The 26,018-nt window shown below is 60.2% G+C and carries 24 protein-coding genes; 12 read left to right on the top strand and 12 right to left on the bottom strand.

Annotated elements, in window-relative coordinates; translation table 11 throughout:
- Positions 1-111: 111 nt before the first annotated feature.
- From EPN93_06265 to EPN93_06250, 4 genes are all read left to right on the top strand, one after another.
- Positions 112-879, top strand: a complete 768-nt coding sequence (locus tag EPN93_06265) for a 2-hydroxyglutaryl-CoA dehydratase (protein TAL37028.1) — start codon at positions 112-114, stop codon at positions 877-879.
- A 391-nt stretch (positions 880-1,270) separates the two neighbouring features.
- Positions 1,271-2,644 carry a beta-glucosidase gene (locus tag EPN93_06260; GenBank protein TAL37027.1) on the top strand — a complete coding sequence of 458 codons (1,374 nt, stop codon included), beginning with the start codon at positions 1,271-1,273 and terminating at the stop codon, positions 2,642-2,644.
- Between the two features lie 37 nt (positions 2,645-2,681).
- The gene (locus EPN93_06255) at positions 2,682-3,089 is read left to right on the top strand and encodes a hypothetical protein (protein ID TAL37026.1); all 408 of its coding nucleotides are present in this window, start codon (positions 2,682-2,684) and stop codon (positions 3,087-3,089) included.
- Positions 3,041-3,523, top strand: a complete 483-nt coding sequence (locus tag EPN93_06250; protein TAL37025.1) for a DUF86 domain-containing protein — start codon at positions 3,041-3,043, stop codon at positions 3,521-3,523. The genes EPN93_06255 and EPN93_06250 overlap by 49 nt, the downstream gene beginning before the upstream one ends.
- 1 nt (position 3,524) lies before the next feature.
- Here the strand turns inward: EPN93_06250 and EPN93_06245 are convergent, their stop codons facing one another.
- On the bottom strand, positions 3,525-4,502 hold the full coding sequence (locus tag EPN93_06245; GenBank protein TAL37137.1) for a class 1 fructose-bisphosphatase: 978 nt from the start codon (positions 4,500-4,502) through the stop codon (positions 3,525-3,527).
- Between the two features lie 353 nt (positions 4,503-4,855).
- Between EPN93_06245 and EPN93_06240 the strand changes: the two genes are divergently transcribed.
- Positions 4,856-5,236: a hypothetical protein gene (locus tag EPN93_06240; protein TAL37024.1), complete on the top strand. Its 381-nt coding sequence runs from the start codon at positions 4,856-4,858 to the stop codon at positions 5,234-5,236.
- 14 nt (positions 5,237-5,250) lie between these two features.
- Here the strand turns inward: EPN93_06240 and EPN93_06235 are convergent, their stop codons facing one another.
- The 6 genes from EPN93_06235 to EPN93_06210 all read right to left on the bottom strand — a co-directional run bounded on the left by EPN93_06235 (position 5,251) and on the right by EPN93_06210 (position 11,114).
- The gene (locus EPN93_06235; GenBank protein ID TAL37023.1) at positions 5,251-6,561 is read right to left on the bottom strand and encodes a D-serine ammonia-lyase; all 1,311 of its coding nucleotides are present in this window, start codon (positions 6,559-6,561) and stop codon (positions 5,251-5,253) included.
- Positions 6,562-6,646: 85 nt separating this feature from the next.
- The gene (locus tag EPN93_06230; GenBank protein TAL37022.1) at positions 6,647-7,300 is read right to left on the bottom strand and encodes a cysteine hydrolase; all 654 of its coding nucleotides are present in this window, start codon (positions 7,298-7,300) and stop codon (positions 6,647-6,649) included.
- Positions 7,301-7,416: 116 nt separating this feature from the next.
- The gene (locus EPN93_06225; GenBank protein ID TAL37136.1) at positions 7,417-8,790 is read right to left on the bottom strand and encodes a LacI family transcriptional regulator; all 1,374 of its coding nucleotides are present in this window, start codon (positions 8,788-8,790) and stop codon (positions 7,417-7,419) included.
- 52 nt (positions 8,791-8,842) lie between these two features.
- The gene (locus tag EPN93_06220; GenBank protein ID TAL37021.1) at positions 8,843-10,234 is read right to left on the bottom strand and encodes a class I SAM-dependent methyltransferase; all 1,392 of its coding nucleotides are present in this window, start codon (positions 10,232-10,234) and stop codon (positions 8,843-8,845) included.
- A gap of 6 nt (positions 10,235-10,240) precedes the next feature.
- Positions 10,241-10,609: a hypothetical protein gene (locus EPN93_06215; protein ID TAL37020.1), complete on the bottom strand. Its 369-nt coding sequence runs from the start codon at positions 10,607-10,609 to the stop codon at positions 10,241-10,243.
- A 19-nt stretch (positions 10,610-10,628) separates the two neighbouring features.
- Positions 10,629-11,114 (bottom strand): ATP-binding protein, encoded by a 486-nt coding sequence (locus EPN93_06210; GenBank protein TAL37019.1) that lies wholly within the window; start codon positions 11,112-11,114, stop codon positions 10,629-10,631.
- A gap of 577 nt (positions 11,115-11,691) precedes the next feature.
- On the opposite strand from EPN93_06210, the gene EPN93_06205 reads away from it, so the two are divergent.
- The 4 genes from EPN93_06205 to EPN93_06190 all read left to right on the top strand — a co-directional run bounded on the left by EPN93_06205 (position 11,692) and on the right by EPN93_06190 (position 15,141).
- Positions 11,692-12,249: a hypothetical protein gene (locus EPN93_06205; protein TAL37018.1), complete on the top strand. Its 558-nt coding sequence runs from the start codon at positions 11,692-11,694 to the stop codon at positions 12,247-12,249.
- Between the two features lie 45 nt (positions 12,250-12,294).
- Positions 12,295-14,124, top strand: coding sequence for a hypothetical protein (locus EPN93_06200; GenBank protein ID TAL37017.1), 1,830 nt, complete (start codon positions 12,295-12,297; stop codon positions 14,122-14,124).
- Between the two features lie 158 nt (positions 14,125-14,282).
- Positions 14,283-14,666 carry a response regulator gene (locus tag EPN93_06195; protein ID TAL37016.1) on the top strand — a complete coding sequence of 128 codons (384 nt, stop codon included), beginning with the start codon at positions 14,283-14,285 and terminating at the stop codon, positions 14,664-14,666.
- 4 nt (positions 14,667-14,670) lie between these two features.
- On the top strand, positions 14,671-15,141 hold the full coding sequence (locus EPN93_06190; protein TAL37015.1) for a chemotaxis protein CheX: 471 nt from the start codon (positions 14,671-14,673) through the stop codon (positions 15,139-15,141).
- Positions 15,142-15,207: 66 nt separating this feature from the next.
- Here EPN93_06190 and EPN93_06185 read toward each other — a convergent pair whose 3' ends face one another.
- On the bottom strand, positions 15,208-15,687 hold the full coding sequence (locus tag EPN93_06185; GenBank protein ID TAL37014.1) for a hypothetical protein: 480 nt from the start codon (positions 15,685-15,687) through the stop codon (positions 15,208-15,210).
- A 320-nt stretch (positions 15,688-16,007) separates the two neighbouring features.
- Here EPN93_06185 and EPN93_06180 point away from each other — a divergent pair, with 320 nt between their 5' ends.
- From EPN93_06180 to EPN93_06170, 3 genes are all read left to right on the top strand, one after another.
- Positions 16,008-17,258: a PAS domain S-box protein gene (locus tag EPN93_06180; GenBank protein TAL37013.1), complete on the top strand. Its 1,251-nt coding sequence runs from the start codon at positions 16,008-16,010 to the stop codon at positions 17,256-17,258.
- A gap of 382 nt (positions 17,259-17,640) precedes the next feature.
- Positions 17,641-20,919 (top strand): hypothetical protein, encoded by a 3,279-nt coding sequence (locus tag EPN93_06175; GenBank protein ID TAL37012.1) that lies wholly within the window; start codon positions 17,641-17,643, stop codon positions 20,917-20,919.
- A 39-nt stretch (positions 20,920-20,958) separates the two neighbouring features.
- On the top strand, positions 20,959-22,530 hold the full coding sequence (locus EPN93_06170) for a hypothetical protein (GenBank protein TAL37011.1): 1,572 nt from the start codon (positions 20,959-20,961) through the stop codon (positions 22,528-22,530).
- A gap of 215 nt (positions 22,531-22,745) precedes the next feature.
- On the opposite strand, the gene EPN93_06165 is transcribed toward EPN93_06170, so the two are convergent.
- The 4 genes from EPN93_06165 to EPN93_06150 form a co-directional block, all read right to left on the bottom strand.
- The gene (locus tag EPN93_06165) at positions 22,746-23,006 is read right to left on the bottom strand and encodes a toxin-antitoxin system HicB family antitoxin (protein ID TAL37010.1); all 261 of its coding nucleotides are present in this window, start codon (positions 23,004-23,006) and stop codon (positions 22,746-22,748) included.
- Positions 22,996-23,436 carry a putative toxin-antitoxin system toxin component, PIN family gene (locus EPN93_06160; GenBank protein TAL37009.1) on the bottom strand — a complete coding sequence of 147 codons (441 nt, stop codon included), beginning with the start codon at positions 23,434-23,436 and terminating at the stop codon, positions 22,996-22,998. The genes EPN93_06165 and EPN93_06160 overlap by 11 nt, the downstream gene beginning before the upstream one ends.
- A gap of 304 nt (positions 23,437-23,740) precedes the next feature.
- Positions 23,741-24,103: a hypothetical protein gene (locus EPN93_06155; protein ID TAL37008.1), complete on the bottom strand. Its 363-nt coding sequence runs from the start codon at positions 24,101-24,103 to the stop codon at positions 23,741-23,743.
- An 11-nt stretch (positions 24,104-24,114) separates the two neighbouring features.
- Entirely contained in the window at positions 24,115-25,905 is a 1,791-nt protein-coding gene (locus EPN93_06150; GenBank protein TAL37007.1) for a CocE/NonD family hydrolase, read from the bottom strand.
- Positions 25,906-26,018 lie beyond the last annotated feature (113 nt).

Raw genomic sequence — 26,018 nt, 5'->3', positions numbered from 1 at the left:
GGCCCCCCAAAGGGGGGTAAAGGCGCGGGATGATGTGAACATTGAGAAGTGAGTTCAAAGTCCCCCTCCGGGGGATTTAGGGGCTGGTGGAAAAAGCATGGAGAAATCTTAATGGTCACCGCAGGCATTGACATAGGATCGATTTCCGTAAAGGCGGCGATGCTGCACGAGGGAAAGGTGCTGGGTACACTCACGGGCTTCACCGGGTACAACGCGGCGGAGTCGGGGAGAAAAATATTCACCGACCTGCTGGACGAGCTGGGGATGGAGGAGGCCTCCATCGAGCGCGTGGTTTCGACGGGTTATGGGCGCAATGCCGTGAAGTTCGCGCACAAGTCCATGACGGAGATCATCTGCCACGGGGCCGGGGCCTTCTTCACCGACGCGCGCGTCCGCTCGATCATCGACATTGGCGGACAGGACAGCAAGGCGATCCTCCTGGACGACGAGGGGCGCGTGAAGGACTTCGCAATGAACGACAAGTGCGCGGCCGGCACCGGCCGCTTCCTCGAGGTGATGGCGCGCGTCCTTGAAAGTAACCTTGACGAGTTCGGCACCCTCTGCGCGCACGCCGGCGCATCGGCCCCCATCTCGAGCCTGTGCACCGTCTTCGCCGAGTCCGAGGTCATCTCGCTCATCGCGAAGGGCGAACCGCGCGCGAACATCGTCGCGGGTATCCACGAATCGGTCGCCTCGCGCGTATCGGCGCTCGCGCGCAAGGTAGGCGTGCGGGAGCCGGTCATGATGACGGGCGGCGTCGCGAAGAACCCCGGCATCGTGAAGGCGCTCGAGGAGAGACTGGGGCTTTCCATCATCGTCCATCCCACCGCCCAGGTGAACGGCGCGATCGGCGCGGCGGTGCTTGCGAGGGGCGTGTAATCCCCTGGCGCAGTGTGTAAGAATAGGAGAGGTATGGATGGAAGGATGGGGGAGATGAAGGATTTGGTTTCGGATAACGGTTTGGGTATTGTCTTGACTTTTCAAATTTCCCACTATCATAATTCCGCCCGAAGGTCCCGCGATTGAAATATTGCATTGTTTTTGCATGAGCAGCGTCCTTTGTGGAGCAGCATGAATTTGAAATGATACGTTAACTCATCACCTCCTCCCCCTTGACGGGGGAGGATCGAGGTGGGGGTGAAAGGCATTGTCCATTAACAGCATTCGGGATGCGTTTCTCGTGCTCACCCTCCCCTAACCCCTCCCATCAAGGGAGGGGGAATCGAAGACTATGCACCCAGAAATCGAAATGCAAAACCAGGAGGTTCTCATGGATTTTCCGCAGATGGGCAAAGGCTTTCTCTTTGGCGCGGCGAGCGCGGCGTACCAGATAGAGGGAGCGATTCACGAAGACGGCAAGGGGCTTTCTACCTGGGACGAGTTCGCCCACAAAAAGGGGAAGGTCCGGAACAACCAGAACGCGGACGTCGCGTGCGACCATTACCATCGTTATGCGGAAGATGTCGCCCTCATGCGGGAAATGGACCTCCAGGCGTATCGGTTCTCGATATCCTGGCCGCGCGTCATGCCGGAGGGCGAGGGCGCCATAAACGAAAAGGGGCTCGATTTCTACAGCCGCCTGGTTGACGAACTTTTAAAGAACAAAATCACGCCGTATCCCACGCTCTTCCACTGGGATCTTCCGCTTGCGCTTCAGAAAAAGTACAAGGGTTTTGCGAACCGTATCACGGCGGACCTCTTTGCGGACTATGCCGAGGTCGTGGTGAAGCGCCTGGGCGACCGCGTCACGAACTGGATCACCATCAACGAGCCCTGGGAATTCTCATGCTTCGGGCACCTCATCGCGAAGCACGCCCCCGGGCGCATGTCGTTTCGCGCCTTCTTCCATGTAATGCATAACGTGCTCCTGGCGCACGGGAAGGGGATGCAGCGTATCCGCGCCCTCGCCCCGGACGCGAAGGCGGGGATCACCGTGAGCATGACGCCCGTGCACCCGCTCACGGACAGACCCGGGGACGCGAAGGCCGCGCTTCTCGCCAACCAGTTCATGAACCATATCACGCTCGCGCCGCTTTACAAGAAGGAATATCCGCAGCCCCTCTGGAAACGCGCATGGCCGTTCCGTCCGAAAATCCGTCCCGGCGACATGGAGCTCATCGCGCAGAAAACCGACTTCGTGGGACTCAACTACTACAGCACCGAGCACGCGAGCCGCGCCTGGTACATGCCCGTCATACAGGCGGACATCACCGGCGCGGACGTGCCGGACGCGCAGTATGTCGACGAGCACGGCGAACAGCGCACGAGCATGGGCTGGAAGATCCGCCCGGAGGGGCTCCGCGAGTGCCTGGACATTATCAGGCGCGAGTACGGGAACCCCGAGGTCTATATCACCGAGACAGGCGCCGCCTTCGACGACGTCGTAGCGGCGGACGGGAAGGTGCACGACGGCATCCGGATCGATTTTCTCGCGAGCTACCTGGATGCGGCGCGCCGCGCGATGGACGAGGGCTCCCGGCTCAAGGGGGTGTTCGTGTGGTCGCTCATCGACAACTTCGAATGGGCCGCGGGCTTCGACAAGCGTTTCGGGCTCATCCACGTCGACTTTGCCACACAGAAACGCACGATCAAGGATTCGGGGCTCTGGTACCGGGACCTCATACGGAAGTCCGGACAAAAATAGTATTGACTCATCGGGTTTTCCGGGTGAATATCGGGACATGGAAGCGCAACCGGAAAAATCAGCGGTGATCGGGAAATTACGCGCGTATTTTTTAGCACGTGAGGAGGTGATGGTTGCGTGCGTCCACGGCTCTTTCACCGGCGGCGGCAGATACAACGACATCGACGTCGCGCTGCTCCTGTCTCGTGCGCCGGAATCCGCCCTCGACTATGAGCTCGAAATCGAAACGGCGCTTTCGCTGCTGCGCGCGTATCCCCGGGAAGTGGATGTACGATTGTTGAACGGCGCGCCGGTCGCTTTCCAGTACGGCGTTATTAAAAACAACATAATGCTGTTCGTAAGAGACGAGGACGCGTACGCCGATTTCAAGGAAGTCGTAATTCGCCGCTACCTTGGATTCAAGCATCACCGGGACCAATTATTGAAAGAGATGTTTCAGCTTTGAAATACTCCACTGAGAAAATAACCAAAATATGCGCGGAAATTAAAAACGCGATCCATCTGCTTGAGGATATCGGTAAATTTCCTTTCGAAAGATTCTCGAGCGAACCGCATCTGGTTTCCAGTGCAAAGTACAATTTCATTGTGGCGATCGAAGGGGTGATCGATCTCTGTAATCACGCCATATCGCAGAACAGCCTGACTCCACCGGACGATTATTCACATGCCATCATGATACTGTCCGAACAGGCCGCGTATCCGCTCGAATTTGCCGCGTCCCTGGTAAAGGCTATTAAATTCAGGAACCGTCTGGTGCACATTTACTGGGAAGTGGGCGAACGCGAATTGTATGCGATACTCACGAGCAATCTTGATGAATTGAAGGCTTTCCTCGGCTATTACGGCAGGTTCATGGGAATTTCCGGCAGTACTGTATAGTTCATCTGGTTCCACCATTCGCGCTATACGCCTCCTCGTACCTCTCCATCTCCCACATGCTCCCGATCGCGAAGGGTGCGCGCTGGTGCACGCTCTGGGGCTTAATGTCGGCGATGCGCACGCGGCCTGTCGTCGCGGAGCCGCCCGCCTGTTCGGCGATCATGGCCAGGGGGGCGCATTCGTAGAGGAGGCGAAGCTTGCCCTGCGGACGCTCCGTGTCGTCGGGATAGAAGTAGACGCCGCCGCGGTGGAGGATCTGGTGCAGGTCCGCGACGAGCGCGCCCGAGTAGCGAAGGGCATGCCGGTCGCCGTCCCCGGAGTCGAGCGTGTCGGCGAATTTCCGGGCGGCCGGCGCCCACGCGCCGTAGTTGCCGTAGTTGGCACTCACCACCTTCCCGCGCGCGGGCATGCGCACGCTCTCGTGGTTCAGGACGAACTCGCCTATCTGCTCGTCGAACACGAATTCGTGCACGCCGTCCCCCGCACTGTAGACGAGCAGGGTGGAGGTCCCGTACATGATGTAGCCCGCGGCGACCTGCGCGCTTCCTTTTTGCAAAATCGAATCGAGGATGTCCCCCTTCAGGTTCCTTATGGAAAATATCGAGCCGATCACGCAGTCCACGTCCAGGTTCGAGGAGCCGTCTATGGGGTCCACGAGCACGACGTACTTGCCCGGCCCGCTCCCCGACGAGATCACCTTGGGCTCGGCCATCTCCTCCGAAACGATCGCGCCCACGATGTCGACATACTCGAAGGCCTCGACGAAGATCGTGTTCCCGATCTCGTCGAGCTTTTTCACCTCCTCGCCCTGCACGTTGATTTCCCCCGTCATCCCCTTCATCCCGCCCAGGGCGCTGCGCCGCATGTAGCTCGATATGATTTTCCCCACGGTGCCCAACTGGTTCATCACGCGGCTGAGCTCGCCGGTTGCGCCGGGATACGAACGCTGGCGCTGCACGAGGTACCTGTCCAGGGTCATGTGCGCGGGCCGGTGTTCGTGCATGGAGGGCCTCCCATCATTTATTCGAAATAAATCCGTACGCATCGCCCGTCGCGGACGGGGGACCGATGCGCAGGAACAGGAGATCGTAACATTTCTAATTGAAAGTACTCTGTGAAAGAATCCGGGTCAAGCGGACCGGCGCACGCCTGCGGGGAGCTTCGGAAAAATCGCGCATCCGAAAAATTTGTCAAACGGATTTCCGCATCCCGGGGTCTAACGTTCGGTTCTTTATTGGAGGAATTATTATGCCCGATATTGATGCGCAGTCTTCAGGGTTTCCCATAAACGGGGGGCCGATATCGCGGGCCGGCCGGGGAGCGCCGGCGGTGATGAGAATGATTGTTGCCGCGTGCGCGCTCGTCTTCGCGCCCCTGGACCTCTCCTGCTCGGATGACGCCGAAAAAATCAAGATCACGGTAATATGCAACGGCGCTCCTTTTTCCGGCTGGTACGACGCGGACGGAAACGTGGAATACTTTAGCGACGAGTCTCAATCGGGGGTGATCTATTCCTCCACGATCACGCTCGAGGATGTGGAAGAGGTGGAGGTGGATATCACTACCGGGGATGAGGCGAATTCCCTGACCGCGAAGATTTATCGCGACGGGGAAAAGGTCAAGTCCTCGAACACCTATTCGACCTACGGCTCGGTGCTCTACCTGAACGTCACGTATACCCTGGGGGAAGAGGACAGCGAGGACGAGGAATAGGCGCGGGGGCTTCGTTATCCCCGGGCGAGGTACCGTTCGAATTCGTGTATCGGCGCCAGCGATCCGCCGGTCGTCCAGATCACGTGCGTTATCTGCGCCTCCTTCCCGGCGAGACCGTGCGCGTCCAGGTAGTTCGCGCCTTCCCCGCCCGAGCGCACCATCGCGGGCCCGGGGAATCCTGCCGCGGCGGAGGGTTCGATGCGCAGATTCTCCGTACGGTAGAGGAGGGCGAGGTCCCTGAAGAGGCGGCTGTCGTCCACGGTGAAACAGCCCGCGACCAGCCGCGTGATCATGCCGCCCGCGAAGGCGGAGGCGCGCCCGACCGCGAGCCCGTCGGCGGCGGTCATGTTGGTGAGCCCGATATCGTAGACGTCGCCGGAGAAACCCGCGAGGAGACCCAGCATCATGCACGCGGATTCCAGCGGCTCGGCGAAGAAGCAGTGCGCGTCGTCGCCGAACGCGTGTGCGAGCCCGAAACAGATCCCGCCGGGCGCCCCGCCCACGCCGCACGGGATGTAGACGAAGAGCGGATGTTCCCCGTCGACGCGGACGCCCGCGGATGCGAACTGGGCCTCCAGGCGCTCCCCCGCGACGGCGTAGCCCGTGAACAGACGGGATGAATTCTCGTCGTCAACGAAATAGGCGTTCCCGTCCCGCGCGGCCTCGTCCCTCCCGGCCTTCACCGCGGCCGAGTAGTCGGACGCGTGCTCGACCACGGTTACGCTGCGCGCGCGGAGCAGGTCCTTCTTCCAGGCCTTTGCGTCCGCGGACATGTGCACCGTTGCGCGGAATCCGAGCGCCGCGGCCATGGTCCCTATGGAAAGCCCCAGGTTCCCCGTGCTTCCCACCGATACCGTGTGCGCGCCGAAAAGCGCGCGCGCGTCCTTGCCGAGAAGCGCCGTGTACGGTTCGTCGCCGCGAAGAAACCCGTGGGCGCGCGCGAGCTCCTCGGCATGGCAGAGCACCTCGTGGATGCCCCCGCGCGCCTTCACGGAGCCGGCGACCGGGAGCAGGTGGTCCGCCTTCACGTAGAGGCGTCCCGGCGGGACCCCTCTGCGTGAAAACGACCCGCATGCGGCCTGCATTTTCGGGACGGGTATCAGGGGCGATTCGATGATGCCGCCGGTCTCGCGCGTCTCGGGAAAGAGCGCGGCGATGAGCGGTGCGAAGCGCGTGAAGCGGTCCGCCGCGTCGGCAATGTCCGCGCGCGAAAGGGGGAGGGCGGGGAGCGTCTCGCGCACGGGCGGGCGATCCGGGTTAATCCAGAGGAATTCCTCCCTCCGGCGAAGCCGCTCGATCGCGGCGGTGTTTATTGATTCATTCATTGTTATATCTCATCAATCTCATAAATCCCCACCTCTCCTATTCCGTGGGTGCTATAGATGGCATTCTGCCGGAAATGGTGGCGTGTCACACCAGAAATCCATCGTGATGTTCGATAAAATCGCGCGTCCCGACGATGGTCCCGCCGCACACGCCGCGCGAGCTGTAGAGGGACGCGTGGTGCGTCGTCTCGTCGTAATCCGCCTGCGCGTCCTCCACGTGCACGATCTCGAAGCCCCGGTCCGACGCGTCGCGCGCCGTGGTCTCCACGCACTGGCTGGTGGCGAGCCCCGTCATCACGAGGCCCGCGATCCCGAGCGCGCCCAGCGCCTCCGCGATATCGGCGGAGGCGAAGGGGCTGTAGGTTGTCTTGCAGATAACGGTATCCCCCGGCGCGGGCGCGAGGGCGCCCAGCACCTGCGACCAGGGATCGGCGCGGAGCGGGTACACGTCCGCGAATCCGCGCGCGCGTCCGGCCTCCCACGTCCCGCGGAAGAAGCGGTGAAGGTCTTCCCGGCCGGGATTCGTTCCGCATAGACGAAGGTAGATTACCGGAAGGTCCATCCGGCGAAAGAGCCCCCGCAGATCGAGGATGTTCGGGATTACGGTCGCGCGGCATCGCGCCAGGATATAGTCGAGCGATCCCGGGCGCAGCGATTCGAAATAGCGGCAGTAGTCCGATTCCGCCTCCAGGTAGTAGCGTTGCATGTCGACGATCATGAGCGCGTAGCGGTTGGGCATGGGTTTCTCCGCGGTTGGATTTATGGGGCGCCAAACGGCCGGGTATAATCGTAGAGACGCGATTAATCGCGTCTCTACGATGACAACGGGCCCCGTAAAAATTCAATTATTAAATTTCAGGAATCCCTGCGCATGACGAACAGGGTGATATCGTCGTACTGGCGGCGCGAGAAGCCGGAGATATCCTGGAATATCTTGTTCACGATATCGCTCACGGGCAGCTCCGCGTAATGGATGAGCGCGAGCTTGAGCCTGTCCTGCCCGTACATGGCCCCCTTCTCGTTGGTGGCCTCCGTCACCCCGTCCGTAAAGAGCAGGATGATGTCCCCCACCTCGACGGGCACCGTCATGTCCTCGGTGTATTCCTTGATGCGGTCGACGATGCCGATCCAGGTGCCCTTCGTGGGCACCACCTCCACCTTCTTGAGCGAGGCCCGGTAGATGAGTATATCCTGATGCAGGCCCGCGACGAGCATGTTGTCCTGGTTGAGCCGGATCACCGTTACCGACATGTAGTGGTCCGCCCCCAGGCGGGAGATGTTTTCTTTTATGACGGTGTTGATTGCGTTCAGGATCACCGAGGGCTTATACCCGGCGGTGTTGTGCACGATGGTGGAGATGCTCGTCTGCGTCATCATCATGATGAGGCCCGATTCGACGCCGTGTCCCGAGACGTCGCCTATGGTGATCCAGCGCTCCCCCTTGCTCGTTTCGATGATGTCGAAATAGTCCCCCCCCACCTCGGCGGCGGGGACCAGCAGTGAGGCGATATCGAAGCAGCCGCCGTCCTCCTGGCAGCCGATCCTGCTGCGGCTGGGAAGCAGGGCGGTCTGGATCCGCTTCGCGATTTCCATCTCCCCCCACAGCGCGTCGCGCGCCTTTTTAAGCTCGGAACGAAGGAGGAACTCCTTCTTGATGAGGTTGAGCCTCACCCAGTTGATGCTCACCGCAATCACCGCGGTTGCCGACATGAAGAACAGGTGGTTGGCCAGGTCGCTCGCGATGAAGGCTCCCCCCCATACCGCGTTGAGGAAGGTGTAAGTGACCAGTATGATCGAGCTGTTCACGATCGAGTGAATGGGCTTCCACGGGAGCAGCATGTTGACCGCGATCATCACCAGGTTGAGCCCCGCGTAATACGGCGAGCCGAATCCCCCCAGGTCCACGGTCATGAGGGCGATTACCCCGCCTACGTTGAACGAGACGAAATAGCCGTGCAGGTACGAGAGCTTTGCCGGCTTTGTGTTGCGTATGAGGAGGTACTGCAGCAATAGTATTCCCGTGCAGATGAGCCGGTACAGTCCGAACCTGAACGCGAGCTCGCGGGGCGCGGTCACGTAGTCGAGTATGAAAAAAAACGGGACCAGCGTGAACCCCAGGCCCGTGAGCGTCTTCAGCCACTGGTGGATGATCGTGGTGAGATACGCTTCGAAATCGGCGGTGACGATTTCGGGAAGCGCATCCCCGCTTTCGCCATGGATACCGTTCATAATTGTCATAGATAGTCAGCCCCGCCCCTGATCCTCAAGCGTCTCGGCCCCCTTACTCCTTTTTCCTCACGTGCAGGAACATCTGGCTTCCCGTGTCCTCGAAGGCGACCTGCTGTTCCGCGTTCTGGTTTTGCAGCAGGTTCAGGAAATCGTCCTCCGTCCGGTAGTAGAGCACCCAGTCCAACCAGTACTCCATGTAGGTGCGGCTGGGATTGTTCACATGAAAGTTTCCCACCTCCATGTGTCCGCCCGGCAGCAGGAGCTCGAAGAGCTTCTGGAGCACCGCGCGCGCGACGGGGGGCGTCAGGTAATCGAAAAGTCCCATCGAGTAGATGAAATGGAACTGGCCCCATTTTTCCGGGAGCTTCGAAGAGGAGAGCATGGTGCGCACGGAGTCCTTGAGGTAGGTCGCCTTCACCTTCCTGTGCGCGGTTTTCTCGATCCGCTCTATATTCTTCGCGGCCTCCAGGAGCGCCGTCCTGTCCTGGTCCAGAAGGGTAAGGTCCACCCTTTCGAAATCCTCCTGCTCGCGGAACAGGTCCTGCATCTCGTAGGCGGGCCCGCACGCCACCGATAGTATCCTGAAACCCTTGGGGGGCAGGTTCGGGAACATGCCGAGCGTCTCCCGCAGCATCTTCGCGATGCGGACCCTCCTGTTGCGCACCGCCTGTGCCGCCGGGTGCTCTATCGGGTGCTTGTGCATGAGCTTCGAGAAGGTCGTGGGTCCCCAGTAGTCGTTCTCGTAGATCATGCGCATCATTTCGGAATCGCCCACGTAGCCGCGCGGCTTCAGGTTGGTGCGCGCCATGAGCTCCGAGGTCATGATCAGGTTCCAGACCTGCTTGCGGAAATAGAACCCGTGGCGCTCGTGCTCCTCGCGCGTGTAGTGCTTCACCTCGTCCTCGAGCTCCTTCAGCCGCACGGTAAAATAGTTCATGTACTTCCGGCCCTCGGTGTCGATTATGGCCCGCTGGATGACGCTGCGCACGTGCTCGGGTTCCCCGGAGTATTCGGCGTCGATATTGTCGAAGTACTGCTTGTACACGTTCAGGTCGTAGGACAGTCCCCCCGTGTAGTCCTTGAAGGACTGCCGGATCTTTTCCTTGTGCGAGAGGAGGAGCGGCAGGTTGGAAAAGAACGTCTGCAGGCTTATATTCAGGCTCTTCTGGAAGAATGTCTCGAAATTGTACAGGTCGTCGGAGAAGACGAGCCTGCCGGCATGGCCGTCGATATTGGCCTCGAGCATGAGCATGCACCGGCCGAACTCGACGTCCTCCTCGCCGTGCGCCAGGGTGAGCTTGTTGAACTCGGCGCCTTCCGTGAATTCGTGTCCGTTCGGGAAATGCGCGAACAGGGTGTACCGGGACGCGAACGTCACGTGCACCGGGATGCGCTCCTCGCTGCGGGTGAGAAATCCCTCGAAAGATTTATCGTTAAGGTTCATACGCGTTCATATCCCTTTGATCTGAATTCTCTGGTCCCTCGTCTGGAAAACGATGAGGGCCGAAAAGCTCAATTCCTGCCAGTTCAGGTTCTTGTGGTACAGGATGGTGACCCGGTTGTCCCCCCGCTTCGCGCGGTCCAGTATCTTCACAAGCGGCGCCACGGTGGACGAGTTCATGAACTTGAGGTCCAGGAAGTTGAGCACGAGCTCTTTTTTATCGGCGGAGCTTTTCTCCAGCGCCCTGTTCAATATGGGCGTGATGAAGGCGCCCGGGGTGCGGTCGATGCTCTTGCCCAGGAGCTTGATGTTGATGACCTCTTCGCTCTCCTCCACTTCGATGGTGAGCATGTTCTCTGTGTAGTTTTCCTTCGTCATGTCTTTCCCCCTGCCGCACTCAGTAGTTGTACACCGCGGAGACGCTCAGCACGTTGTCGTCGCTCACGAAAAAATCCAGGATTGACTGTCCCTCGTACGATATCCTCACCAGCCCCAGGCCGCTCTCCCGGTCGGCCAGGGGCCTCGTCGCGACCTCCTTGAGGCGGATCGCATAGGCCTCGAACGGGTCCTGGAACCCCCTGATCCACTGGATTGTTTCGTCAAGGTGCTTCAGGAACGACATATCGCCGGTCTTGACCGGGTTGGTCACCTCGATGATCACCGTCTTGTTGTCGATCTCGATGCTCAGGCCTACGCTCCCCTTGCCCCCCGGGTACTCGCCGTACTTGACCGCGTTCTCGGCGAGCTCGCTGATGACCATTATCAGGGAGTTGACGTGGTCCTCCGAAAACCCGTGTGTTTCGAAAAACCTCGAGCTCTTTTCCCTCGCCGGTTCGATCTCGTCCCATTCGGGCTTAAGCTTCAACTTGATCGTGTGTTCCATATGTATACCCGCACGCTCCTGTTCTGAAATTACAGGCACACCGAAAATAATTACGTCACCAGCCCCGTCCCCGGCCTGAAAAAAAACCCCGGCGGGGTCCTGAGTGCTGGCGCTGTGTCAATGTTCCCCCTCCCCTGAGGCGAGCACGTCGGTAAACGCAAATACGGGAGGAAGGCACGATATAGATTCAGGTTAATGAAATATATTCTAAAAGTCAAATTTCGGCGACAATTTCATCGTTGCCGCTCGTTTCGGCTCCGCTCAACGAGCGGCTTATTATTACTCACAACCTGGCCGGCTGACCAAACTACGGCAAGGCGTGTTAGAATAGGAGAGCCGGGGCCTGGACGACGGCAATGGAAATTTAACGGGCGTAGAAGCCTGCAACGAGCGGTGGCGGAGGGGACGCATCGCCCCCTGAGCGGAGTCGCGCCCCCTGAGCGAAGTCGAAGGGAAAAAAATTTGCTGATCCGAATCTATTATAGTACTTTATACAAAAAGGTATAATCCGCGCTTTTCAAAAACGTCCTTTCCAATAGACGTGCGAGAATACCGTCACAGATGTGGAGGTGTGACCGTGGATGTAAAGGGCTCGGCGCTTGGATCCATCCGGGAATTCGTCATGAACGAGTTCGGAAGGGAAGGGCTCGACCGCTGGCTGGACGCGCTTCCCGTCGCGTCGCGGGAGCTGCACGCGGCGGCGATACGCCTCGATTCGTGGTACCCGCTCAGGGAGATGATGATCGAGCCCACGGAAAAGATATGCGAGCTCTTTTTCGGGGGGGACCTCAAGGGCGCCTGGGAGGGGGGAAGGTTTTCCGCCGATTTCGCGCTGCACGGGATATACCGGCTGTTCGTGAAGCTGGGTTCCGTGGATTCGCTCATCAACCGCGCGAGCCTCATCTTCGCGACCTACTACAAGCCGAGCGCGCTGCGCGTGGCGGAGAGCGAAAAAAACAGGGTGAGCATGCAGATCACCCTGTTCCCCGAGATGCACACGATCGTGGAGCGGCGCATCGGGGGATGGATGGAGCGCGCGGTGGAGATATCGGGGCAGAAAAACGTGAAGGTGGAGATCGCCCGGTCGCTTACCGTGGGCGATCCCTGCACCGAGTTCGTGGCGACATGGGAATAGGAGGCGCCCGGGCCGCATACGGGACGCCGGGGCGGGGAAGGAAAAATGAATGAAGTGATCCGATGGGCGCTTGCCGGTGCGGGGGCGGGGATGCTCTTCCCTTTGGCCGCGCTCGTGGCGGGATTCCTGCGCGCCCTGGCGGGCGGTGCGGGGGGCGCGTGGTTTCCGGGCGTGGAGCTGTGGATCGCGCTCCCGGTCCCCCTGCTCGCGGGCCTCGCGGGCGCCCTGCACGGGCGCGTGAGGCGGGACGCGGCCGCGCTCGCGGCGGAGCACGCGCACGTAAAGGAACAGCTCGAGAATACCGAGCAGCAGGAAGAGGTCCACAAGCTCATGAAGGAGCTTTCGGTCTACCTGGACCACCTGGTGGACATCACGAACAATATCCAGGAGGCAATCTGCGTGGTGGACCGCGCCTATAACATCGAGGTGGGATACAACAAGCGCTTCACGGAGATATTCGGGCCCAGGGACTACGCGGGAAAATCGGCGTTCGACACCATCTTCACGCACCTGTGGGGGGCCTTGAAGAAGGAGGTCCACGAATTTGTGGACCTCTGCTTCGAGGGAGGCACCACGGCGGATTCCATGCTGAACGACGTGAATCCCGTGAGCAAGTTCACCTACATGTACCACCTCCAGGGCGAGGAGCGCGAGAAGGTGATCAAGTCGCGCATCGTGCGGATCAAGAACGTCTCGGGCGGGGTCGAAAACGTAATGTTCATCTTCGACGACGTCACGCTCGAAGAGCGCACCGAGCAGGAGTTGCAGGTGCGCGAGCGTGCCTTCCAGGACGAGCTGGGAATCATGACCCAGATTTTCAGGAACGACCGCGACCTGGTGGTGGATTTCATTAACGGGACCAACGACGTGATCGGGAAGATACAGGAGCTGTACCAGTTTATCGTCCAGGACGCGGAAAACCGGGACATCCTCTACAAAATCCTGGGAATGACCCACCTGGTCAAGGGAGAGGCCTTCTCCCTGGGATTCGACGAGATCGCGGCGGCGGCGAAGGAATTCGAGACCTATATCAAGGGAATCGCCGACGGCACGGTAACGCTCGAACAGAACCTGAACATCATCGAGTACTACGAGGGGCTCTACGGGAAGATCGACCGCGTCAACATGATCGCGCGGCGCCTCTTTTCGATCGGGGAGGGTACGCAAAGGCTGGGAAAGGACCTGGTCACCATGGACGCGCACCGCTACGGCGAATTCAAGCGTGCCATCCAGGACCTGGTCGCGCGCCACCGGGAAAACAATTTAAAGATCGAGGACCTGTTACAGTTCCAGAAGAGCATGGAGCAGCTCAACTGGACAAGCCTGGGCACGCTCAAGCGGGAGCTCCAGCTCGTGAACGAAAAGTCCCTCGTCCAGTTCGACAAGAAGGCCGTCCTCAATTTCATATACGATATCGACGGGCTCCCGGAGGTCAAGTACCGCTTCCTGAAAGAGGTGCTGGTCCACCTGGTACGCAACTCAATCGCCCATGGCATTGAGACCCCGGGAGCGAGGAAGCAGAAAAACAAGGAGGAGGCCGGACGCGTGAACGTCCACGTATACCAGGAAAACGGCAGCTACACGGTGCTCTATTCGGACGACGGCGCGGGGTTCGACCTTGGAAAGATAAGGAGCAAGGCCGCGGAACGGGGGCTCCTTGACGGGAGGAACCCGGACGAGCTTTCGGAGAACGAAACCGTGGGGCTCGTGTTCAGGAAGGGCTTCAGCACGGCGGGCGAATCGAACATGGTCGCGGGGGTGGGGATCGGCATGTCGGCGGTAAAGGACATCGTGGTGCATTCGCTCGAGGGCGTGCTGCGGGTGAGGAACCGTCCCGACCTGGGGGTCTCCATCAAGATGAGCTTCCCGCAATGAGCGGGGGAACGGCGCGCGGGAACGTCACGTAAGGGTATCGGCCCCCAGGCCAAAATATTAAAAAGCGGAAAGGCATGGCGAGCATCCCGGCGCTCATTCGGGCGGCGGGGAGGGGCGGCGATCAGCCGCGGGGAAATACGAGTTGCAGGAGCCTGCAGATGAAGATCCTGGTCGTCGACGATTCGCAGATAATGCGCAACATCCTCAAGAACGTGATCCACGAGAAGCGGATCAAGGGCGGGGAGATACTTGAGGCCCCCAACGGCCAGGAGGCCTTCCTGATCATGGAGGACCAGACGATTGACGTCCTCTTCGTGGACTGGAACATGCCCGAGCTGAACGGCCTGGAGCTCGTGAAGCTTTTGCGCGAGAGGGACAAATACAAGAACCTCCCCATCCTCATGGTGACCGCGGAGGCCGCGAAGTACAACGTGATGGAGGCGATCAAGGCCGGCGTGACGGACTATATCACGAAGCCCATCACGGGCCCCACCTTGCTCAAGAAGATCGACAAATACCTAAACCAGAACGGACAGGGGTGATGCCATGAACGTCAAATTCGTCAATCCCTTCATAAAGACGACGCAGGACGTATTTCGCCAGTTCGTGGGCATCACGGTCCAGCCGGGGAAGCCCTTCATCTATTCGCCTTCGACGAACAAGCTCAATTACGACATTTCCGGCATCATAGGACTCGCGGGCGAGGTGGTGGGCTTCGTGATCATAAGCTTTCCCAAGCTCGTGGCGCTTAAAACCGTCTCGAAGATCACGGAGCGCGAGACCAAGATTTTCGACGAGCTGGTTATCGATTCCGTGGGAGAGCTCGTCAACATCATCGCGGGTAACTCGAAAAGGGAGATGGAGGACGTCAAGATCGTCATCTCGCTCCCTTCCATCGTGAAGGGCGTGAACCACCAGCTCGCGTGGATATCGGGCGTGCCGGTAATATGCATTCCGTTTGGAAGTGACCTGGGTGATTTTTACGTCTTCGTGAGCATGAAGGACCTTATCGCCTGAGTGGGAAGCAGGGCATAAATGGGCATACCTCGCCCATGGTTTGGCGTGCGTGTGGACGAAAGATGCTTAATGTGAGGAGGTGCGGCGGAGTATTTTCGTGGGTGAGGCTCTTGTAGGGTGGTTTTCGGTGTCTCCCCAGTAGAATTCCCAGCACAAAATGCCCCCTGCGCTCCTTTGGCCGATGGCATACTGGGGGAACCGAACATAATTATGCCTTCCGGCTGAATCGCACAGCAACTCGTGCAGGTAGCGCTTCGTCGCAATGGCTACCAGATGCGCGACCGAGAACCGGCTCAACTTACGAAAATCCGAAGCAAACTCATTCTCGTTCTTCCTGAAGCGAATCGGAAAACAATGCCAGCGCTTCCAGGGATCACGGGGCTGATACCTCACCAGAGTAAACCCTCCCTGAAACCGATCTATATCGCGCAGAACGCGTTTCAGGAGCATGATGACGACCGCCTGGCGGGTTGTTCCAAGCTTTGCCGCGGCAAGTGCGATATTCACGTAGACGATGTGGCTCATGTTTATAGAAGTGCGAAGCATTCCGTATCCTCCGGGACAAAGGCGTCCAAAGTGAATACGAACGAGGAATGAGAAATATGAACGGTTTTTCCGGCTATAAACCGGCGCCCGTGAGTTGTCGCACCCGGAATGGGTCGAATCGCGCCAACTTGTTGCATAATTCTTTCTTTACGGGGTATAAGGGGCGAAGCCCCTTAAAAGACCCCCGCAGGGGCCCCCGCAAGCGCGAGACGGCAGTTTCGCAAAAAATCTATCTATCTATCTATCTATCTATCTATTTATTAACTTGATTTATATCGTATTTTATATATAAATTAAATACCTGCGCCGATTCGTCATGGATGACTTTTCGATGGAGAATAGTGCAACCTTCACCCAGGGGTGCGCAGGTGGAGGGGAATCAAATGACAAAGAGAAAAGCGAACGCTGGCGCAGTCACGATAGCCGCGGCACCGGTTAAAAAATCCGCACCAAAGAAAAACACCCCCGACGAGATGGCGAGGGATAATGAAAACAAACGCCTGGTCGCCGACCTCCAGACCCACCAGATAGAGCTCGAGAGCCAGAACGATGAGCTCAAGCAGACCCGGGGCGACCTGGAGGATGCGCGCGACCGGTACCGCGACCTCTTCGACCTCGCTCCCATAGGCTATTTCACGGTGAGCGGCGACGGCCTCGTCCTGGAGGCGAACCTGACCGGGGCCGGGATGGCCGGGAGCGACCGGCAGTTCCTCATAGGGCGTCCCTTCAGCAAGCTTATCGATCCCGGCGACAGGGACATTTACTTTTCCCACCTCAACAAGCTCGCGAAAGGCGCAAACAGGGAGAGCTGGGAGCTCAGGATGCTTTCGGGGGAGGGGTCGCAATTTTACGCGTGGTTCGAGGCCATCGCGATCCGCGACCAGGAGGGCGGGCTGCTCCAGGCGCGCATCGCGATCACCGATATCACCGGGCGCAGGCGCACGGAGCAGCAGATCCGCGAGCTTCTCAGGGAAAAGGACCTGCTCATGCAGGAGATTCACCACCGCGTGAAGAACAACCTGATCACGATCCTGAGCCTTCTCACCCTCCACCGCGAGAAGATGGTGCAGAAAGAGGCGCAGGACGTGCTGGGCGAGCTGACCAACCGGCTCCAGTCGATGATGATCCTGTACGATACCCTGGCCCGCAGCGGGAGCTACGGCTCGGTGAATGCCCGGCATTACCTCGTTCCGCTCATCGAGGAGATGGTGAAATCGTGCCCGGGGAACAATTGCCTGGTGCACATCGAGAGCGCGATCGAGGACTTCGACCTTCCGGCGAAGAAGGCGCTCACCGCGGGCATGATTATAAACGAGCTCGTCATGAACGCGTTCAAGTATGCCTATCCCGCGGGCGGGGGCGGCGAGGTGCGGGTCGCGCTCAGGGGAGCCGGGGAAGGAAATATCCTGCTTCAAGTGGCGGACGACGGGGCGGGAATGCCCGGGGGGGCAGCCGTGCAGTCGGGCATTGGGCTCAGGATGGTCAACGCCTTCGTCAAGCAATTGCGCGGGGAATTGAGCATGGAAACCGGGAATGGCACCAGGTATGCAATCGTGTTTCCCGCGGGCTGAAATTCGGCCGGGGCACGCAAAGCGCGTACTCTATCGGAAGCACAGCGGACATGCCGATCGACGAGATCATCCCGAACGCGGTTAAGCGCGCCTTTCTCCGCGGCACGCGGGGTTACCGCATTCATTTTCAGCACCAGTTAAATTCGAATTGACGCCCGCCGTGCCGCATGATTTCATACAGGGCTTGGGTCCGATACTACCGTAAGCGGAAGGGCGCGTCCGGCCGGTACCGCCCGCCGCGTACGCGTGAATGCGCATCCGTAACGCGCGGAAGGAGAAGCGCAGGGCCGTCCGGGAACCCCTGGACGCCGATACGCGCATCGGCCCCCCGCATGCGGCCTTTCGTTGAAATCTATTACCGGATCGTACAAGGGGCGACACAATGCCGAAAACCAGAAACGCCGCCGGCACGGGCAAGACCGTCGGGAATAAAAAGGCGCCCCGCCCCCCCAGGCCCAAACCCGGGGAATTCTATATCGTGGGCATAGGCGCCTCCGCCGGCGGTCTGGAGGCCTTCGAGCGCTTCTTCCAGCACACGCCGGACGATACCGGCATGGCCTTCGTGCTCGTGCCGCACCTGGACCCCACGCACGTGAGCCTGCTGCCCTCGCTCATCCAGAAGTTCTCGAAGATGGTCGTGACGCAGGCGGAAGACGGCGTGAAGATGAAGCCCAATTCCGTGTACATTGTCCCCCCGAATTACGATATCGCGGTATTGAAGGGGAGCCTGCAGCTCATGGACCCGCCGCGCCGGCCGGGCCCCCGGATGTCCATAGATTATTTTTTCCGCTCAATGGCGCAGGACCTGGGCTCACGGGCCATTTGCGTGGTCCTGTCCGGAATGGGAACGGACGGCACCCTGGGACTCAGGGCCGTGAAGGGGGCGCTGGGCATGGTGATGGCGCAGGCCCCGGAGAGCGCGCGCTACGACAGCATGCCCCGGAGCGCGATCGCCACGGAGCTCGTGGATTACATCCTGCCCCCGGAGAAGATGCCGGCCCGGCTTGTCGCCTACACGAATTACGCGTCCCGGACGGGCCCGTCCAGGGTGGCGCCGGTAGAGGGCAAGGTGCCGGATTCGCTCAAAAAGATTTTTATCCTGCTCAGGAGCCACACGGGCCACGATTTCTCCTCGTACAAGAAGAACACCATCTACCGGCGTATCGAGCGCCGTATGAACGTTCACCAGGTGGACCGGATCGCGAACTACGTGCGCCTCCTCCAGGAAAAACCGGCGGAGCTCACGACGCTTTTCAAGGAGCTCCTCATAGGCGTCACCAGCTTCTTCCGCGACACCGACGCCTTCGAGGCGCTCTCGCGGGAAGCATTTCCCCTCATGTTCGACGACAGGCCGGAGGACCTTCCCGTGCGCATCTGGGCCCCGGGCTGTTCTACCGGCGAGGAGGCGTATTCGCTCGCTATCTGCCTGCGCGAATACGCGGACAAGATCAAGCGGCATTTCGCTGCACAGATATTCGCGACGGACCTGGACACGGCCGCCGTCGAGACGGCGCGCCTGGGGATGTACTCCGCGAGCATAGCCGGCGACATGAGCCCCGAACGGCTCAGGCGCTACTTCGTGTCCGAGAACGGCATGTACCGGATCAAGAAGGACATCCGCGAGATGCTCGTCTTCGCCGCCCAGGATTTAATAAAGGACCCGCCGTTCACGAAGCTCGACATGATCTGCTGCCGCAACCTGCTCATCTACATGGACGGTGATCTCCAGAAAAAACTCATCCCCCTCTTTCATTACAGCATCCGCCCCGGGGGCGTGCTCTTCCTGGGCCCGTCGGAATCCATTGGAACCTACACCGATCTTTTCTCCCCCCTGGACCGGAAATGGAAGCTGTACCGCCGCGCGGACGCGCCGGCGCGGGCCCGTATGGCCCTGGATTTCCCGGTCCCGGTCCCGGAAGGAGCCCCGGCAAGGGCCGGCGCGAAGAAAACCGACAGGACCGCCCTTTCTCACGTCGCGGAGAAGCTCCTCCTCGCAAACTTCGCGCCCCCGAGCGTCATAGTCGACGAGGGCGGCGACATACTGTTTATTCACGGCCGGACCGGGAAATTCCTGGAGCCCGCCCCCGGCGAGGCTAAGCTGAACATCCACGACATGGCGCGCGAGGGCCTGCGGCTCGAGCTCGCGTCGGCCATGCGCAGGGCCAGGACCCAGGCGAGGCCCCAGGCCGTCGAGGGGATACGTGTTCCGTACAACGGCGGCGCGCTGTCGGTGAAGGTGACCGTCCGGCCCGTGAACGCGCCGGAGACCGGAGGCAGTCTCCTGCTCGTCGTGTTCGAGGAGACCACGCCCCCGGTTGTCCGCGAGGCGGCGGGCGGCAAGCGCGGCCGGAAAGCCGGGGAGGGAGAACCATACAAGGCGCTCGAAAAGGAGCTGCAGCTTACGAAGGAAAACCTTCAGACGACGATCGAGGAGCTCGAGACCTCGAACGAGGAGCTCAAGTCCACGAACGAAGAGCTGCAGTCGACCAACGAGGAGCTGCAGTCCTCCAATGAGGAGCTCGAAACCTCCAAGGAGGAACAGCAGTCGCTCAACGAGGAGCTCACGACCGTAAACAGCGAGCTGCAGGGGAAGATCGACGAGCTCATCGTCGCCAGCAACGACATGAAGAATCTCCTGAACAGCATAAACGTCCCCACGATATTTCTCGACATGGACCTGCACATCAAGCGGTTCACGTCGCACGCGACCAGGATGATAAATCTCATCCAGACGGATATCGGCAGGCCCCTGGGAGACCTGGTGACGAAGATTCGCTATGAACGCCTTATCGACGACGCGCGGGACGTGCTCCGCGACCTCGTCTTCCGGGAGCGCGAGGTGGAGACCACGGAGGGGAACTGGTATTCCATGAAAATCCTGCCCTACCGTACCGTGGACAACGTGATTGACGGGGTGGTGATAACCTTCCAGGATATGGGGGACCGGAAGCGGCTCGAGCACGAGGTACTGGAGAAGGAGCGGGAATGTGAAGAAGCCCGTAGGCACGCCCGGATAGGCGGCTGGCGCTGGACAAAGGGCTCCGCGGCGGTTACATGGTCCGCGGAAATGTACACCATCATGGGCAGGGACCAGAGCCTCCCTCCCATCGATTACGCGGGACAGTCCGCCTATTTCACGGCGGAAAGCTGGGAGCGCAAGAGGAGCGCGGAGGAACAGGCGCTTCTCGAAGGCGGCGTGTACGAGATGGAGCTGGAACGCGCGCCCTCGCACGGGGCGCCGGGCTGGGTCCTGGCCATAGGCCGCGCGCTCACCAGCGAGACGGGTGAGGTGACGGGCATCGAGGGCACCGTGCAGGACATCACGGAGACGGTGCGCGTGCGCAGGGCCGCCCTGGATCTCGCGAACCGCCTTGAAGACGCGCCCTTTCCCGTAATGGAGCTCGACGTGGAGACGGGCGAGCTTCGATATACCAACCGCGCCGCGGGTGAGCTCACCGGCCCGGACGCGGGGAGGGAAGGGGAGGCATTGACCGGGGTAGTATGCGCGCGGGCGATCCGCGCGCGCGCGGAGGGACGCGAAAGCGTAGAATTTACGCTTCCGGCGGGGCCGCGAAGCTACAGGGTCGTCCTGCGCCTCGTCGAGGGCGGTCGGGCGGTGCGGGTATACATGAGCGAGACAGGGCACGCGACGGACGCCTGAGGACGCGTCCCGCACTACATAAATTTACCGGGAAGGAATATGTTCCAGAAACTGAAAAACATCGTGTTTCCGCCGCGCACCTCGCACGCGGAGACCTTTGGGGAAGAGCTTCACTACCAGGCAGGGAGAATTCTCCTCCCGGCGTCGGTGATCTGCGTGTTCGCGTGGCTGGGCTACGTGAGCGTGGACCGGCAGTTGTACCCGGACGAGCCGCTCATCGTGATGCTGCGCTACGGATTATCGGCGACCGCGCTCCTGGTCTTTATTCTCCAGTTTATCCCCGCCCTCAGGAAGCGCTCCATGTACCTGCTCGCGATCCTGGGCGCCTACCTCGAGATCGCGACGGGAGTGCTCACCGGCGCCTCCAAGGCGGACCCGGTGTACATGGGCGGCTACCTCTTCGTTCTCGTGATCCCGGTGATCGCGCCGCTCACGAAGTCGATACTCTGGGCCCTGCTGGGGTCGTCGCTCGCGGGGTTCTTCGCCGTGGGGCTCGCGCGCGGCATGGAGTTCGTCACCGTGCGCGACCAGTACAAGCTGAACGACCTCGCGGCGACCACGTTCTTCGCGGCCGTGTTCATTTATTTCCTGGACCGCATCCGCTTCCGCAGCTGGGAGCAGTCACGCAAGATCGACGAGCAGAGGAGGAAGCTCGAGACCGACAAGGCGCGCATCGAAACGATCATCGCAGAGGCGCGCAACGTCATTAGCCACGTGCTGGTCGCCACCGATACGCTGAACGAGTTCACGCGCGATATCACCGGCACCGTCGCCGAGCAGTCCGCGATCATCGCGAAGAGCCGCGCGTCGGGGGAAAAGCTCATAGGCTGGTTCGGGCTTCTCACCGAACAGGCCGGGGTGCAGACGCACGCGAGCGAGGAAGGCATGAGGCTCGTGGGCGGGCTCCAGGCGGACCTGGGGCGCACCGCGGCGACGGGAAAGAAGGCGGGCGAGGACGCGCACACCGTGCAGCGCATCTCCGACGAGTGCGAGCTCATGCTGCGGAGCTCGCGCCAGGTTATCGAGAGCCTCAAGGACGAGTCGGCGAAGATCGAGGAGATTTCACAGACGATAAACGATATCGCCGATCAGACGAACCTGCTTTCGCTCAACGCGTCCATAGAGTCGGCGCGGGCGGGGGAGCACGGGCGCGGGTTCGCCGTCGTGGCCGACGAGATATCGAAGCTTGCGGAGCGAAGCATGGTGTCGGCGAAGGAGATCAGCGGGATCGTGCACAAGTCCGTGGAGGGGATATCCAGCGCATCGGAACAGATCGACCGCACCTCGCAGGCGTTGCGCGACATCATCGGATTCCTGGATGGGAACCGCGGTTTCCTGGGGACGCTCGAGGGCATCTTCACCGAGCAGGGACGCGAGGTGGAGAAGGTGATCGGGCACATAGAAGGGTCCATCCGGTTCGGCCAGTCCGTGAACGAGCTCGCGTCCAAGAACGCCACCGAGATGGAGCATTCGCAGCAGATGATCAGCGCGATCGAGGAATTCTACACGAAGCTCCAGGACATGGCTCAAATGCTCCAGGGGCTTTCGGGCAATCTTTCAAGGAACGTGGACAGCCTGCAGGAGATGCTTTCCGGACCCGATGCTTCTTGATAATGCATGCTAAGGCCCCCCCTGACCCCCCGAAGGGGGGCGAGGCTATTGAGGATTAATCCCAGTGAATGACTGCTTCATTAGGGGAATGACCTAAAACGACGAGATATTACGGATAACGGCATTGCCGGCAGAATGCACGCCGTGCCCCCTCCGGGGGTGCGGGGGCCGCTGTTAGGAGTGGAGTGGAAGTTTCCCACTCTTACACGCCTTTCCTACAGTTTGTCCCACGCCGGAACCTTGGGGGTGCCCACTTTCTTCATGACGGAATCGAAGTCCTCAAGGAGTTCCTTTCTGGATTTCGATTTCAGGAGTGAAATGAAGTACGAGGAGGTTTCCATTTCCTTTATCTCCTTGGTGAAGGCATAGAGCGCCAATTGGTTGATCGACACCCCCTGCTCGTCGGCGATGCGCTCTATCTTATGCTTTAATTCTTTCGGCACCCGAATCGTCAGCACGCTCGAATCAGCTTTCATTCCTTTCCCTCCACAGTTTCACGAATTCGGCAGGGGTGATCACGTGCAGATCGTCGAATTTCAGATCCGCTTTCACCGTGAAGTCCCTTGTATTACTGGTAATGAGGTAATCGCTATTGCTTGCGATTGACAGCTCGACAAATATATTGTCCGATTCGTCCTGCAGATTCGGCCGGAACAGGAAATAAGTGGAACAGGGTTTACCGATATACGCGATGAAGCGCAGGACTTTTTCAATATCCGATTTTGACAATCCCAGGTCGTCCAACGATGGCGGTCTGGAGAGAACCTTCCGGTATTCGTTGAAAACCGGGATCGACAGGGCCAGGGCGAGTTTGTTGTTCCGGACAAGGGTGAGTATGAAATGCGATGCGCCCGAAGTGCTCCGGAGGGCCTGGTACATGACGTTGGTATCGATCGTCACCCGCATTGAACTAAGATAGCATATATGCTATCAAATGTCAAGCATGAAAATGACACGGGATTGAGGCGCGGACCTCGCTTCACTGAAACGGAGGTAGGGAGATAAAGGAAAAGGCGATGGAAGAGATGAAATCCCCCCTGACCCCCCGAATGGGGGCGAGGCTGTTGAGGATTAATCCCGGTGAATGACTGCTTCATTGGGGGAATGACCTGAAACGACGAGATATTGCGGATAACGGCATTGCCGGCAGAATGCACGCCTTGCCCCCTTCGGGGGTGCGGGGGCGAAAAAGAAAAGCCGATTTTCCGGTTCAATCCTCTCTGCACCCATTGACGATCTCTCCCGTCTCCGTATGGACGCGCACCGCGGTGTGCGTGTACGCGCCCAGCGTCTTGTACGGGTAATTGTCCCGCGTCACGAAGTACCAGTCCCCCTTTTGCACGACGATATCCGTGGGCGGGCCGGGGAGATTGCTGAGCCTTTGCGCCTTCCTTCGCGCGTAGCATTCCGCGAGAAAGGGCTGGGCGAGCTCGCGTGCGCGTTCGGGAGAGATGGTATTTTCCTGCGCGACGGTGAACCCGTCCCGCACGCTGCCCATGTAGACGACGTCCTCGCACGCGAAAAGGAAGACCAGCGCGAGAACGAGCGCCGCGGCTCCCGGAAATTTATTCACGCACCCCTTCTTCACGGCATCACCGGCAGTATCATCCGCGACGGGCGCACCCTGTCGTGGAATACCTGCTGGTCGGCCTTCACGACCTTCACGCCCTTCCCCGTATCCTCGCCCGAGTTGAGGTTGCGTCCGAACTCAGGGAAGTTGGAGCTGGACACCTGGAGCCGGATGCGGTGTCCTTTCAAAAAGACGTTACTCACCGCCCCGATCTCGATCGTGAACCTGTACGCCTTCCCCTTCTCCATGAGCGCGGGATTCTCGAACGAGTCGCGGTAGCGCGCCCGCACCACCGCGGCCTTAATGTTGATCGAAGTCCCGTCGGGACGCACGTCCGCAAGCTGGGCCGAGAAGTCCGTATCGGCGGCGGACGACGAGGCGTAGAGCTCAAGCTTGACGGGACCGGTCACCTCCGTATCGGCATCGAGCGGGGGGGTGGTGTAGACGAGCACGTCCGGGCGCGCCTCCACCGACGCCTGGTTCGCGGGACCGGCCCTGAGGCCCGCGTAGATCGAGGTTCCTCCCACGGTGGGAACCGGGTTATCGGGATCGTACGTGTACATGTCGGGCTTTTCGACACCCGGCGCGTCGGGGGAGAGGAGACCGTTCCCCTTCGCCGTGTTCGCGTCGCCCCCGCTGTGCAGGAACCACGAAGCCTGCCGGGCGTTACGCGGGGGCCATTCGTCCGCGTCGCGCCACTCGTTTTTCCCCATGACGAAATACCGCACGGGCTTCTCGCGCGAGATGCCGTCGTCCTTTCCCTTCAAATGAAAATCGAACCAGCGGATTATGGTCTTCACCTGCTTCATGAACGACGCGCCCCCGCCAAAATTTACGTCGTCGAATTTCGAGGTCGCCGTGTGCGTCCAGGGACCAATGAGGAGCATGCTCCGCCGTGCCTCGGGACTCCCGCCCGCCGTCCTCATGCGGTGGTAGTCCGCCGCGGCGAGGTCCAGGTAGTAGTCGTACCAGCCGTCGATTATGAGCGCGGGCGCGGTCATGCGGCCGGCCTTCGTGTCGACGTTTACGCGGTCCCAGTAGGGCCCGGGAACGGGATGTGTAATCCAGTCGTCGTAGGCGGGAATGTTTTCGCCCAGGGCGTTATCGGCCTCGACAAGGGGAAGGTGCCGGAGGGCCTTGTTCCAGTCTACGCGATCCGTCGAGCGCCCGGCGCGCGGGGCGTTCTCGTAATGCCACGCGAGCACGTCCGCGATGTGGAATATCCCGTCGTAGATCCAACGCCGGTAGATGTTCTGGGAGGTCATGATGGGGACGATCGCTTTCAGGTGCGCGTTCCGCTCCGCGGCGGCGATCCACTGCGTGGAGCCCCAGTACGAGAAGCCATACATACCCACCGCGCCCGTGGACCATTCTCGTGTGCCCGCCCACTCGACGGTGTCGTAGCCGTCGCGTGCATCGTCGGTGTAGGGGTAGAAGGTTCCCTCCGAGGCGTACTTGCCGCGTGTATCCTGCACCACGACCACGTAACCCTGCGACGCGAAGAGCCCGCCCGCGAAGGAATACTTGTGCGCGGCGTTTTCCTTTCCGTAGGGGGTGCGGATGAGTATGACCGGGAATTTACCCGGCGCGTCCGGGCGGTAGAGGTCGGCGGCGAGCTTCACACCGTCGCGCACGGGAACCATTACGCCGGCGTCCACGGTGACCGCGTACGCGGGACGGGGCAGGTCCAGGTACCAGGCGATGATCCGCCACTTGAAGAGCATGTAGGATGCCAGGAGCACGAGCGCGAGCACCGCGCACACGGCCGCGATGACGATAAGCGTTTTCTTTTTGACCACGAGCATTCCTCCGCCGGCGTTGGTTATCGGGCGCCGATACGCACCCTGCCTGCCGGGAATACCGCTCTACCACGGGATGCGGAAAAAGGAAAGCAAATCGTTGCCGTGCGGGATGAAAA

Source organism: Spirochaetota bacterium (assembly GCA_004297825.1).
Lineage (GTDB): Bacteria > Spirochaetota > UBA4802 > UBA4802 > UBA5368 > FW300-bin19.
Note: the sequence above shows the minus strand (reverse complement) of the source record. Positions and strands in the feature narration are given on the sequence as shown.